The 13,157-nt window shown below is 43.0% G+C and carries 11 protein-coding genes; 2 read left to right on the top strand and 9 right to left on the bottom strand.

Annotated elements, in window-relative coordinates; all coding sequences use genetic code 11:
* Positions 1 to 2 precede the first annotated feature (2 nt).
* On the bottom strand, positions 3 to 755 hold the full coding sequence (locus tag ACE2AL_RS17820; RefSeq protein ID WP_272573976.1) for a sugar phosphate isomerase/epimerase: 753 nt from the start codon (positions 753 to 755) through the stop codon (positions 3 to 5).
* 513 nt (positions 756 to 1,268) lie between these two features.
* Here ACE2AL_RS17820 and ACE2AL_RS17815 point away from each other — a divergent pair.
* Positions 1,269 to 2,612 carry a phosphoethanolamine transferase gene (locus ACE2AL_RS17815; protein WP_272539341.1) on the top strand — a complete coding sequence of 448 codons (1,344 nt, stop codon included), beginning with the start codon at positions 1,269 to 1,271 and terminating at the stop codon, positions 2,610 to 2,612.
* 58 nt (positions 2,613 to 2,670) lie between these two features.
* Here ACE2AL_RS17815 and ACE2AL_RS17810 read toward each other — a convergent pair whose 3' ends face one another.
* The 7 genes from ACE2AL_RS17810 to ACE2AL_RS17780 form a co-directional block, all read right to left on the bottom strand.
* A complete protein-coding gene (locus ACE2AL_RS17810; RefSeq protein ID WP_272573977.1) occupies positions 2,671 to 4,146 on the bottom strand; it encodes an FGGY-family carbohydrate kinase in 1,476 nt (491 codons plus the stop codon).
* Between the two features lie 11 nt (positions 4,147 to 4,157).
* Positions 4,158 to 5,021 (bottom strand): L-ribulose-5-phosphate 3-epimerase, encoded by an 864-nt coding sequence (locus tag ACE2AL_RS17805; protein ID WP_375083737.1) that lies wholly within the window; start codon positions 5,019 to 5,021, stop codon positions 4,158 to 4,160.
* Positions 5,022 to 5,040: 19 nt separating this feature from the next.
* Positions 5,041 to 6,075 carry an ABC transporter permease gene (locus ACE2AL_RS17800; RefSeq protein WP_206083399.1) on the bottom strand — a complete coding sequence of 345 codons (1,035 nt, stop codon included), beginning with the start codon at positions 6,073 to 6,075 and terminating at the stop codon, positions 5,041 to 5,043.
* A 13-nt stretch (positions 6,076 to 6,088) separates the two neighbouring features.
* Positions 6,089 to 7,078, bottom strand: coding sequence for an ABC transporter permease (locus tag ACE2AL_RS17795; protein ID WP_206083400.1), 990 nt, complete (start codon positions 7,076 to 7,078; stop codon positions 6,089 to 6,091).
* Positions 7,071 to 8,588, bottom strand: a complete 1,518-nt coding sequence (locus ACE2AL_RS17790; RefSeq protein ID WP_375083736.1) for a sugar ABC transporter ATP-binding protein — start codon at positions 8,586 to 8,588, stop codon at positions 7,071 to 7,073. Before ACE2AL_RS17790 ends, ACE2AL_RS17795 begins: the two co-directional genes overlap by 8 nt.
* Before the next feature lie 157 nt (positions 8,589 to 8,745).
* Positions 8,746 to 9,738, bottom strand: a complete 993-nt coding sequence (locus tag ACE2AL_RS17785) for a substrate-binding domain-containing protein (protein WP_206083796.1) — start codon at positions 9,736 to 9,738, stop codon at positions 8,746 to 8,748.
* 212 nt (positions 9,739 to 9,950) lie between these two features.
* The gene (locus ACE2AL_RS17780; protein ID WP_206083402.1) at positions 9,951 to 10,763 is read right to left on the bottom strand and encodes a DeoR/GlpR family DNA-binding transcription regulator; all 813 of its coding nucleotides are present in this window, start codon (positions 10,761 to 10,763) and stop codon (positions 9,951 to 9,953) included.
* Between the two features lie 453 nt (positions 10,764 to 11,216).
* Between ACE2AL_RS17780 and araD the strand changes: the two genes are divergently transcribed.
* Entirely contained in the window at positions 11,217 to 11,915 is a 699-nt protein-coding gene (araD, locus tag ACE2AL_RS17775; protein ID WP_206083403.1) for an L-ribulose-5-phosphate 4-epimerase, read from the top strand.
* A gap of 187 nt (positions 11,916 to 12,102) precedes the next feature.
* Here araD and ACE2AL_RS17770 read toward each other — a convergent pair whose 3' ends face one another.
* Positions 12,103 to 13,146: a tyrosine-protein phosphatase gene (locus ACE2AL_RS17770; RefSeq protein ID WP_272539339.1), complete on the bottom strand. Its 1,044-nt coding sequence runs from the start codon at positions 13,144 to 13,146 to the stop codon at positions 12,103 to 12,105.
* Positions 13,147 to 13,157 lie beyond the last annotated feature (11 nt).

Below are 13,157 nucleotides of genomic sequence, written 5' to 3'. Positions count from 1 at the left end.
AATTAAATCTCGTTTAACAGAGAAACATAGTGTTCAGTTTCCGCGCGTAGGTCATCACCCTCAAGAGGGAATTCAATCCCGCGGGGAACGTTGTTAGGTAGTAATTTTAAGACGGCTTTCCATGATCCGTTGCTATCATCAAGGGCAACAGCAACGCGTTTATTATCTGCACGTAACTGGCTGGCTTTTACGTGGATGTAGGCGACCAAAGGGGCAAAGTGTTGTGCGGCAACGACAGGGTTTTCACCGAGCCAGTGCCAATTGGCCATATCGAATGCCATTTTGATTGGCATATTTTGTGCCACGACATCCTTAAAAAAGCGTCGGAGTGGGGCAATATGACCACCGACCTCTGTTTGGTCATTTTCGATAACTAGCTGGGTGGAATAATGTTTGAGTAGGTTGATAACGTCCGTTAAATCGTACTGTTCTGGCAGGTCACCTAACGAGAGTTTAAGGAAACAGGCATTCAACTTTTTTGCATCGTCGAAATAACGCTGTAGTTTTGTGATTTCAATCGGTAAATGGTGCTGAAATAAGGTATCTGGCACAGAATAGACCGCGCTGAGTTGCCTTGTTTGCAGCCCATTAGCGATATCATCAAGGTTATCGTTGGGGAGCAATAACTCTTGACGGATCTCGACACCATCAGCGTTTGCCCCTTGAATAACATCAAATAAAGCCTGTTGACCCCCCAGCTGTTTTACGGTTTGTGCGCCGTAGGCGGCGGTAACGACAATAATTTCTTTGCTCATGACTTTCCTCTGTCTTCTTGGAGGGGACAAACCCCATTGCCATTGCGAATAACTTATTATGGAATCGGTTCCATTTTGGTTTCTAGCGAGGAAAATGGAAAATAAGAGCTATATCACTAATCCAGGCTTGGTAAACGCTGAATTACCGATCTCCATCACAACTCTTAATGTAATGAATGCAAGTGAAAAAAATGCCGAATAGGAAGGCAGCTATAACTCAGTAATTATTTGTTTAATAAAGAAATTAAAAGCTGAGTAAAGGTCGTGATAACACAAACAAGGTATTTTTCTCTCCATTTTAGATATTTTTTATTGGTACTTGTATCCCAATTTCTTAACCTAACGCTTTCAATGAAATATTATTTCAATATATTGACTGAGTGATGAAATTTTGGTGCATGCTGTTATGACAAAAAGCTATGGAAAAAGTTATGCGAAAGCCATGCAAAAAAATTTTATCGGTTTGCTCCATCAGTATAGAAAAAATAAACGATAAAAATGAAGGATCTGGAGATGAAATTAATCAATACCACCGCATTCTACAGCACGCTGTTACTGACCACAGTTTCATGGGCGCAGGCGAACACCACCGAAAATGCAGGAGTGTATACCAAAGCATGTACGCCTGAACTCATACAAGCAGCAAAATCCAACGCCGATCTTTGTTATGGCGTGAATACCAAAACAGATATTCAAATTACCAAGAAAAATGCGGACAAATACAAGATAAAGGTTGTCATCATCGGGGAAAGTACCAATAAAAACTATATGCACACCTATGGCTATCCATTGGAAAACACGCCGTTTCTGTCTTCAGTAAATGGTCGTTTTTTTAACCACTTTATCAGCGCTGCGTCGAATACTGTACCAACGCTGACTCGTGCATTAGCCAAAAATGATCTCAGCACTATCACTGAGCACCACGAAAAGCCATATTACAACAATAATTCCATTGTTGACCTTGCCAACCAAGCGGGCTATGAAACCTACTATATTGGTAATAACGGTAGTTTTGGGGACGATGAAATCGGTTTTACGAACTACTTTTTAAAAGCCAATTATTTTTTACCCGTAAGGGACAGTAAAGCTGGGTTTGAAAACTTGTTTGTACAAGAGAAATTTACGGTTGACGATAGTGTGAATAAACTCACTAACGACTTCAAAATGCTGCCCGCCTTTAAAGCTGCATTAAATAACCCGTCAGACAAAGAAAAAGTGATTTTTGTGCATATGTGGGGGCCACATCATGATGGCTGGCCAAAAGGCGCATGTGGGCTTATCAAAGAGAACTACAACATCAATCCTGAGCAGTTTGATACAGGGTGGGGCAGTCTGGTGAATTGTTATGTCTCAGGGATAAAACTCAGTGATGATTTTATTGGTGACGTGTATAACATTTTGCAAGAAAACAATAAAAATGGTGAAAACCCATTCTCCATCCTGTATTTTGCTGACCATGGGCAAGGTTTAGTGAAAGCGAATAAGCAGCACGTTGCGGCTTTGGAGGCAGAATATAAAGGCTTCATTAAAGAGGGCAACTTGTATCTACGCCACGGACAATTGGTGAAAGGGGCGTATCAAATTCCGCTAGTGGTGATGAATTCGGACGATACACAACGTGAATTCCGTGATGAAACGTTAAGTGAGTGGAATTTGTTTGATTACTTTGCGTCTTGGTTAGGGGTTGAAACGAACCTGACATCGCCAGCAAAAAGTATTGTCGCGGACACTATCACACCAGAAAAAGATATCGATGTGTTTGTTTTCCCACGAGATGAGTTTGTGAAATATGACAGCTTACCGCAGGATACCGTGCTTTCCCCTGCAACGGTTAACACAAAAGTTGTTGCGGATTAATTGAACAAAAATAAAGGCAGGGCTTAATATCAGCGCTGCCTTTATGATTTTCGTGTATTTAATGACGACTTAATGCATCCGCGACCGCTTTAAAACGCGTGAATTTATCACGTAATTGCTGGTGACCTAGCGCATTAGGTTGGTAAGTGGTGATTTTGGGCGTACTCGCGGCAATCGCCGCATCAAAACCTGAATAATACCCGCTCCCTACCGCAGCACACAATGCCGCAGCTTGGCAGCCAGATTGTTGCACGTTCACAACATCTAGCGGCAAATTACTGGCATCACAGAACATCTGCATCCACAGTGGTGATTGTGTTGGCCCACCCGTGAAACGGATGGATTCAGTGGCATTATCAAGGCCAACAATGCGGTCTTGGTGCAGTAAATGCGAGAACACGATGCCTTGGTAAATAGCGTAAACAATGTCCGCGTCGGTGTGGTGTGAGCTCAAGCCTAATAAGCCGCCATGTAGGTTACTGTGGTAGTTCGAACCGTACAGCCAGGGAAAGAACAAAATATCGTTTTTCCGTGTTGCCCCTTCGGCAACGCAATGGTTTAGCACGTCATAATCTTGCAACCGTTGGTTGAAGAAATGGCGAGTAAACCATGCCAAATTACTGGCTGACGTTGGGCTGCCCTCATGGACAAAATAGGTGCCTGGAATACAGTATTTGCTCCAAACATACGGGTAGTCTGAGGGAACAATTTCGTCGAAAACACGAGTGGAAATTGTCCATGTTCCTGCAACTGCGCTGAGTTTGTCTTTTTGACTGACACCCGATGCTAATGCTGCGCCAACGACATCAAAGAAGCCGCCAAATACAGGCGTTCCTTCCATAAGGCCTGATTCTTCAGCCGCTTGGCGAGTAACTGTCCCCGCAAGCTCTGCGGAATTGATAACAGGGGCGAGCTTATCATTCACCTCATCAATGCCGAAAAGTTGGCAAAGTTTAGGGTCATAACCCGATTGGATTTGGTTAAACAGCTGGCTACCTGAAATATTGGTTTCTTCACACGCGATTTGTTCAGTTAGGCGGTACCGAATATAGTCGTGTACCATCAAAATATGGCCCGTATCGCGGTAGTTATCGGGCTCGTTTTCTTTTAACCAACGCAGTAATGCGACAGGGTGTGAAGCCCACAGCTGCTGCAAACTCAGCGGATAAGCGTTGTCTGCGGTGCCATTTTGATGCCATTTATCGACAATGGCTTGGGCGCGTGAGTCCGAGGACACAATCCCTTTGCGAACAGGTTTACCCTGTTTATCTAATAAGTACAGGCCTTTACCGTGTGAGGAAAAACTGACGCCAGATATTTGGGATGCATTTAATCGGCTGTTTTTGATGGCATCGCGGATAACATGGCAAGAAGCTTGCCATAGTTCGTTCATATTCCGTTCGCTGAAGCCCGCCTCAGGGCTTTCGGTGGGAAACGGGTGTTCAGCAACAGTAATTTCTTGGCCTTCAGGCGTGTAGATCCCCGCTTTAATGACTGTCCCACCGAGGTCAACACCCATAAAAAATGTGCTCATTTTGGGCTCCTTTACGCGTTGTTCCAACCCGCTTGCTGCATTTTATCTTCCATCCACTGACGCGCTTTAATAATTTCGACTAGTGGCTCATCGGCTTTTTCCGTCCACATTTCAATTAAGAAAGTACCACGGTAATTTAGACGTTTTAACAGCTTGAATAAACTCACAAAGTCGACGCAACCTTCACCAAATGGCACATCGCGAAATTGCCCTTTACAGGTGTCAGTGACAGCATAAGTATCTTTTAAATGAATAGCCGCGACATGTTCAATACCTTTTGTGAATTCTTGCTCTACATCATTACCCCAAGCTGTCAGGTTGCCGACATCTGGGTAAACGCTGAACCATGGTGAGCGAATTTTGTCGGATAATGCTTGCCATTTGCTAATGGAATTCATAAATGGTGTATCCATGATCTCCACCGCACACATTACTTGGGAAGCGGCTGCGATTTCACTGACCCATTGCATCCCTTTTTCAAAATTTGCAATGGTTTGGGCATCTTGCTCTTCATAGTAGACATCGTAGCCAGCCAACTGGATAGTGCGGATACCTAAGTCTTGAGCCAGTTTGATGGCTTTTTCCATTAAGGTATATGCCGTCACGCGCGTGGCTTCATCATGGCTACCAAATGGGAAGCGACGATGACCAGATAAACACATACTTGGGATGCGAACGCCAGTGTCTTGCATGGCTTTGACGAGTGCTAAGCGCTCTGCTTGGCTCCAGTCTAATCGGGCAAGGCGCTCGTCAGTTTCATCCACCGACATTTCAACAAAATCAAATCCCGCGGCTTTGGCTATGGCTAACTTTTCTAACCAGCTGCTGTTTTTCGGTAAGGCTTTTTCATAAATTCCAATCGGATGCTTGCGCATAATAATCTCCCTGAAAAATTTAACTTTGTGACGATGCTTTATTGAGTTTTTGGTTACGGGTCATCGCACGTTTGGCGCTCCATTTTTCTTTAAAGAATTTGAACGCTAACGCCAAGATTAAGGTGATACCCCAAACCGCAAGGTTAAAGTGCAAGCTGATACCGAGCAGGCTTAAACCTGTAGCAATCACCTGCAAAACCAAGAGTGCACAGAACACACGGCTCACCTTACCAACTCCCCCGAATGGGTTGGTTCCGCCTAATACGATAGCAAGGATGGTCAGTAATAAATAAGAGTCACCGTATCCCATACGCGCCGAGTTAAAGCGCGCCATCATAATCAGCCCTGCCAGCACACACAGCAGGCTCGAAATGGTGTAAATCGCTATCATCACACGGTCAGTTCGAATGCCACTGAACCACGTTGCGTTAATATTGCTGCCGCTCATGTAGATGTTTTTACCCAAGCGGGTACAGCCTAAGAACAGCGCCAATAAAACAGCGGTGACAATAAAGATAATCATGGCAATCGGTACACCAAAGACGGTATCAGAACCGATAGCGCGTACAATCGGTGGCATCCCACTGAGCGCCGCACCTTTGGTCAGGTATACGCCAATACCGCTGATGATGGTCATTGTCCCTAAAGTCACGAGGATAGGGTGGGCACCGATATGGGAAATCATTAACCCCGTTAAGCTACCGATAATCACGGCGATCACTGTGGCGCCCACTAAAGCTATCACGAGCCACATAATCTGCGTGCCCGTACCTGCATCGACGGGGAGATAGTTGATAAATACCCACGCCATAAACAACCCAGTTAAGTTGGCAGTACTGATGATCGCAAGGTTCAAGCCGCCGCTTAACATAGGCACGAACATGGCAAATGTCAGTAACCCCAACTCAGGGAGCTGGAAGGTAATACTCAAAAATGTATTTTGAGTGAAAAAGTGCCCTGGCATCGCGATACTGAAGGCCGCGATAGCCAGTACAAAGATTGAAAGCAGTCCGATAACAGAGCCATCAATTTTAAAAAAAGCTTGTTTTTTCATGGTGATATTCCTGTTAAACAAAACCTACGTCCGTCTCTTTGCGTTTCTTATAGTGGGTAATACAAATCGCAATGAGAATAACCATACCGATGACGATATTGACGAAGTAGTTTGAGACACCAATCAGGTTAAGGCCGTTTTTCAAGATACCGATGAGGAATACCCCCATCAGCGTACCAATAACGCTTCCGCGCCCACCAGATAAACTTGCTCCCCCTAACACGGCTGCCGCGAGTACATCTAACTCACCTCCCACGAGAGCACTTGGCACGACTTCGCTCATACGGTAGGTCTGTAACATGCCGCCAATGGCCGCCATTGCACCAAGATAACCGTATGCAAACAGGTAAATTACCCATACCCGAATCCCGATGCGAGATGCTGATTCTTGACTACCCCCCACTGCATACAGTTGGCGACCAATGTGGGTTTTGTTCATTAAAATCCAGGTTAAACAGGCGATCCCCAACATAACAACGAGTGGCAAGCCAATTTGGTAATATTCCCCGTCTACCTCGAAAGGTAAGATGGTCACAGGATCAACCCACCAATCAGGCAGGTCATAAATGCTGTGCCCGTTAGTTAGCCACATCAACATACCAAATAGCAGTGATTGCATACTGATGGTGATAATGATCGACACCACATTCAGCGAGTAAATTAAAATCGCGTTGATTAAGCCAAAAGTGATCCCGATGATAATCGCCAGCGTGATGCTTAATGCTGGGCTGGCAATAAAGCCTTGAAGTAGCCATGTCGCTATGACGTACTGCACCACAGAAGCCACGGCAGCGAAGGAAATATCAATCCCGCCGGTGACTAAGACAACAAATAACCCTAATGCAAAGATGCCTGTAACCGCATAGCTTTCACTGAGGTCGAGTAAGTTTTGGATCGTCAGAAATTGCGGGCTCATGGTGGTAAAGAAAATCACCATAATTAGGATGACCCACGTTAACCAACCTTCGACAGATTGGGGACGAAGTTTTTGCCAATTAGCCATTGATGATTTCCTCCAATTGCTGCTCATTGATGGAATCCGTCACAATCTCTTTAACGATAGAACCTTGTTTCATATGTATAATTCGGTCACAGTTGTAATAAGCTTCGGAGGCTTCATCGGTAATTAATAAAATGGAAATTCCCACACCTGATAAGCGGTGGATTAGCTTGTAAATACTGTCTTTTGCACCAATATCGACCCCAACGGTTGGTGAATCTAAAATTAACACTTTAGGGCGTGTTAAAATCCATTTCGCCAGTACCACTTTTTGTTGGTTACCGCCCGATAACGTCGAAAGGGCGTTATTGGGGTCAGTGACTTTGATGTCTAAGTCGGCGATCCACTCTTGCACAATTTCTTGGCACTGTTTTTCATCGATTAAATGCAGTGGGGTTTTAAGGCGATCCAGAATCGAAATCACCATATTGTCCGCGATGGATTGTTGCAAAATCGCACCTAATGTCAGGCGGTCTTCAGAGACATAACCAATGCCATGTTTAATCGCATCGGTATTGTTTTTTAACTTAACTGGCTTGCCTTCAATTTTCATTTCACCGCTATCGGGATGGGTGATCCCAAACAGCGATAAGGCGAGCTCAGTACGGCCAGAACCTAACAAACCACATAAACCCAGTACTTCACCGCGTTTTAAGTTCAGTGAAACATCGCTATATTGCCCCGCACGGCTTAAGTTTTTCAGCTCTAACACGGAACGGCGGTCTTCGGCATTATTTGGTGGCTTACGCTCATGGACGATGTCTAAGCCCGTCATGAGTTCAGTGATTTTACGGGTAGTGAGGCCTTCTGCTGGCCATGTGCCAATTTTTTGCCCATCACGGATAACCGTAATACGGTCTGAAATTTCTTTCACTTCTTCCAAACGGTGGCTAACAAATACGACCGTAATACCTTTATTTTTTAAATAGTTAACTGTAGATAAAAGCTGGTTTACTTCGGTACGGGTTAAGGAAGCTGTTGGCTCATCCATAATCACCAGACGTGCGTCTGCGACTAATGCACGGCAAATTGCGACTTGCTGGCGCTGGGCGATGGGTAAAAACTGCACGGGCGTGTCTGGATTAATGGTAAAAGCGAGTTCGTTTAAGATCTCTAATGCTTTTTCGCGCAGTTGTTTTTGACGAAACCAACCAAAATAGCCTTTGAGATTCAGTTCAAATGCAATATTTTCCGCAACGGTTAAGTTCGGAAATAACGATAAATCTTGGTAGATAACTTGCACGCCCAATTCACGGGCTTTGTCTGGGGTAAGACGGTTGTAGCTTTTGCCGTCTATCTCAATTTTGCTACCGTCATCAGGGGCATAGACACCACTAATGGTTTTGATCAGTGTGCTCTTCCCACACCCATTCGTGCCCGCTAAGCAGTGCACTTCACCTTTGTTGAGCGTCAAATCGATATTGCGTAGCGCGCGGTGGCCGCCAAAGCTTTTTGAAAGGTCGCGCAAGGTAATGAGTGGATCGGATTTGTCAGCTTTTGAGGTGGTTGTCATAAGTACAATTCCTACTGCAAATAAATTGGTGTTGGCTTGTTCTTCATCATTCAAGCTGCCACGCTATTGGTGGCAACTCGAACGATTTGAAAACAGAAAATTTAAAATCTGGGTAAATCTTATTTTTTTGTTTTATATGACATTTTATAGAGGGTAATTACAGGCCGACTTCAACCAGTTTTTTGGTATTCTCAATATTCAGGTTAACTGGGTTATCGCTTAAAATTGTGTTGCCACTGACTTTAATTTCACCCATATCCCCGATTGAAACGCCATCTTTGATCGCTTCGCCATTCATCATTGCGGTCGCAACTTGAACGAAAACTTGCCCTGCCACTTTTGGATTGGAAATATAACCGCCATCAATTGCGCCTTTTTCCAGTAATTTGATGCCTTGGCCTGGGGTGAAAGTACCGAATACGCATGTTTCAGCATTTTTACGGCGTTTATCGATAGCACGACCCGCACCGATAGGGCCTTGTGAACCGAATGACATGATGCCTTTTAGGTCTTTATGTTTGGATAACAGGTCATTAGCGGTACGCATTGAGTCATCAACGGATTCAGCTACGCCGAAACGGTCATCGACCATTTGCATTTTCGGGTAGTTGGCTTTTTGGTAAGCGATGGCCGCATCTGCCCACTCATTTACCAGAGGAACGGTTAAGCTACCGACAAACATGGCGTATTTACCTTCTTCACCCATACAGGCAGCCATATCTCTCATATGGTTAGCGCCCATACTTTGGGTGTCGAGTAATTCGAAGTCCCAGTCTGCGTTCGTTTGGTTTGGTGATTCGTGGGTGATAACTTTGATACCCGCTTCTTGTGCACGTTTCAGTACAGGCTCAAGCACTTTTGCATCATTTGGCACGACACCGATAACATCCACTTTTTTTGCGATTAAATCTTCGATTGCACGAACTTGTTCTGCAGGATCAGCGGTTGTTGGACCAACTTGGAATGCATTCACACCGAGTTTTTTACCTTCTTCTGTGATCCCTTGTTCCATCACGTTAAACCAAGGAATACCACCGACTTTCACCACAACGCCCATGGTAAAGGGTTTTTGTGCTTTTTGAGATTCAGCCATCGCAACATTTGAAAACAGTGCAACGCTCATTAAACAAGGTAAAACTAGCTTCTTCATGTTCATAGTTGTATTCCTTAGTGTAGATGGATACTAAAATCGGCTATCTCATCAACGTAGGGTCAATGTTATTATCGAATTTAGGTATGCCTATAATTAAGTGCTTAGGAATTATGGGTACATAATATCCCTGCACTTTTTAATACAGAAAATAAATTAACAATTATTATTTTACTTACATCACGGTTACGGACTTTTTATATTTTAATAAATTACTTATCGCACTCGATAATATTCAAATTCGGAAATTGTGTTTGAAAATTAGTATCATTAAGCTTATTGGTAATTAGCACATTAATATCATCAAATGTACAAACTTGGCTAAACGCATATTTTCCAAGCTTACTGTTATCGGCGAGCAAAACAGTATTCTCAGAAACCTGCAGCATAATATTTTTCAGTTTTGAGTTTATTTCGCTACCATCACGAATACCATTTTCAATATTAAAACCTTGGCACGATAAAAATAAGGTTTTAATTTGGAAGCTACGGATAATGCTTTCTGCAATCGGGCCATGAAAATCATCATGGCGTTCTGAATATTCACCGCCAATCCCAATAACACGTACTCGATCGCGGCACGCTAAGGCTTGGATAATTTTGACAGAATTCGTGACCACAGTGATATCAATGTCAGGGATCTGTCTTGCTAGAAACCAGCAAGTACTGCTGTTATCTAACATAATACAATCACCAGGCTGGATAAATTTCAGTGCAGCTTTGGAAATCTTCATTTTCGCATCGGGGTGCTCTTCAGTTCTTTTGCGAAAAGACTCTGCACCATCAACCATTTGACTGAGTTTGACTGAAGATGGCATCACATTGACCATCGGTATTTCTTCTTGGTCAATGGCGACAGCACCACCGAAGCTACGAATGATACGATTCTCGCGCTCCAGTACCGTTAAATCACGGCGAATAGTTTCTTGGGAAACCAGACATAACTGAGCTAATTCACGCACTAACGCCGAACCATTTTGAGCAACATGGGAACAAATTAATTTATGGCGTTCGGCTTGTAACATTTTTAGCTCCTATTCTTTCCACGATATTTATTCTGCCTGCGTTACTTTTTTTTTGTCGTGACTAGATTCAAGTAATCCCTTTTTGAAAAAAACAAAGCATTTTAAAGTGATCTTTATTTCAGTATTTGAAACACAGGGAGTTTCGTTACATTCAATTTGTGATTTGAATCTCATTATTTGCGTTATCTTTCGGTGTAATCCATGAGAAACAAAAAAAAATGGGCTAACTCAGTCACTTTTCCACATATGAAATTTGACTAAATGCGACCAATTACGACCGAGTATGACCGAGTAAGCCTGATTTGTTGCGAGTTTGTAAATGTGGCTGCTTTTTAAATCAGCAGAATCTGTTTACCTTAATAGGTAGAGACAGGTTATCAACACACAAAACACACCCAGAGAATAAATTTTTGTTGTTGATATTTAAGCAAATTTTATAGCTAGGGGATCATTATGTTAGAGAAACTCAAACAACAAGTCTTTGAAGCGAACCTTGCTTTACCAAAGCACAACTTAGTGACGTTCACATGGGGGAACGTGAGTGGCGTTGATCGTGACGCAGGGTTAATGGTGATTAAGCCATCTGGCGTGGATTATGAAACCATGCAGGCTGAAGACATGGTCGTCGTTTCATTAGAAACGGGGAAAGTGCTCGAAGGGAAATACCGCCCTTCTTCTGACACAGACACACATTTGGCGCTTTATAAGGCATTCCCAGAAATTGGTGGCATTGTGCATACTCACTCGCGCCACGCAACTATTTGGGCACAAGCAGGGCAACCATTAAGCGCGTTAGGCACCACACACGCTGACTATTTTTATGGTGAAATTCCGTGCACGCGTTTAATGACTGAAAGCGAAATTGCCGGTGATTATGAAAGGGAAACGGGCAACGTCATCATTGAAACCTTTAGAGAAAAAGGCATTACAGCAAAAGATGTTCCTGCGGTACTAGTCAATAGCCACGGCCCGTTTGCATGGGGAACGAACCCTGATAACGCCGTGCATAATGCGGTCGTTCTGGAGGAAATTGCCTATATGAATTTATTTACTCGTCAATTACAGCCTGCGGTAGGGGCAATGCAGCAAGAATTGTTAGATAAGCATTATTTACGTAAGCACGGCAAAAATGCGTATTATGGTCAAAAGTAAATTTTCAATAATTCATATTTAATAGAATAGTTAATGATGATCTTGAGTATTTAATCATTATCGTTATTTTTTAAATAAAATAGCCACAAAGAACGATTCAGTGTGGCTATTTTGTCATTTTGTGAAAATGAAATTCCCTAGCGTTTAATCAGCTAAATTAATCAACTCTAATTTTTTAAAATAAAAATTAATCTAAATAAATAGATTTTAATTTTTTGATATCGTTATCGGTAAATTTAAGCTCATTTTTAATATAAGCTTCAACTGAGCCTGAGATTTCTTCCATTGCATTAAAGACTTCAATAATAAACGCCTCTTTGGTATCAATTAATGAAAGTAAATAATCCAAAACATTTTGGTCTTGTGTGATCTTTCGATAACCTGCCATTTTAATTTCATTGCGCGCAAGCCGATTAAAATGGGTCACCATGTAGTCTTGCACAATGGTTTCTTTGGGCACGCCTAACATTGAAAGGATCAACAACGCGCCATAACCTGTTCGGTCTTTGCCGCCTCTACAGTGTTGAATACTCGGGCTATTATGCTCATCAAGCAACACCTTAACCATTTGGTGGAAAGCAACTTTGGATTTCTCGCTGACAACAAATTGGCGATATTGCTCCAATATTTGCAACCCATCCCCGTTAACCATTTCTTTGGGAATATGGTGGATAACGCTCTCAATCAACGCTTTGTCTTCATTATCTGGCGAGGCCGCAAACTGCGCGGCAAGTTCTGCGGTTTGTGCTGTTGCATCTAAATGATAAGTTTTATCTTCACCAATATGGCAGTTGGGAAATTTATTGATTTCATTCTGGGTTCGATAATCAATAATACTTTTAATGCCGAGGTGAGAAATATAGTTTTTTGCCTGCTCACTTAAATTAAACAGGTGATTAGAGCGGTATAACATCCCCCATTTGACCTGCTTCCCTTCCGTTGTGGTATATCCCCCAAAGTCACGAAAGTTATTTAACCCTTCAATGGGTAAGGTTCGTTCAGCAAACAGTTGGCACCCACTTTCGGTTTGCAAGATAAAATAAATACGTTGTTTGGCATTAAAAGGGTCGTGCACAGTCAGTGCACTTTCCAGTTTATCGGTAATAAAATTTTCGGGGCGAATTTGTGTATTCGCCTCATCAGTCCAATATAAAGCCGCTGGTGAGCTGGGTATTTCACTGAATTTAATTTCCAGCGTGGACGCGTTAATTCGATTTACTGCGATTTCCATATATTTTCCTT

The organism is Providencia xihuensis (assembly GCF_041953405.1).
Lineage (GTDB): Bacteria > Pseudomonadota > Gammaproteobacteria > Enterobacterales > Enterobacteriaceae > Providencia > Providencia vermicola.
Note: the sequence above shows the minus strand (reverse complement) of the source record. Positions and strands in the feature narration are given on the sequence as shown.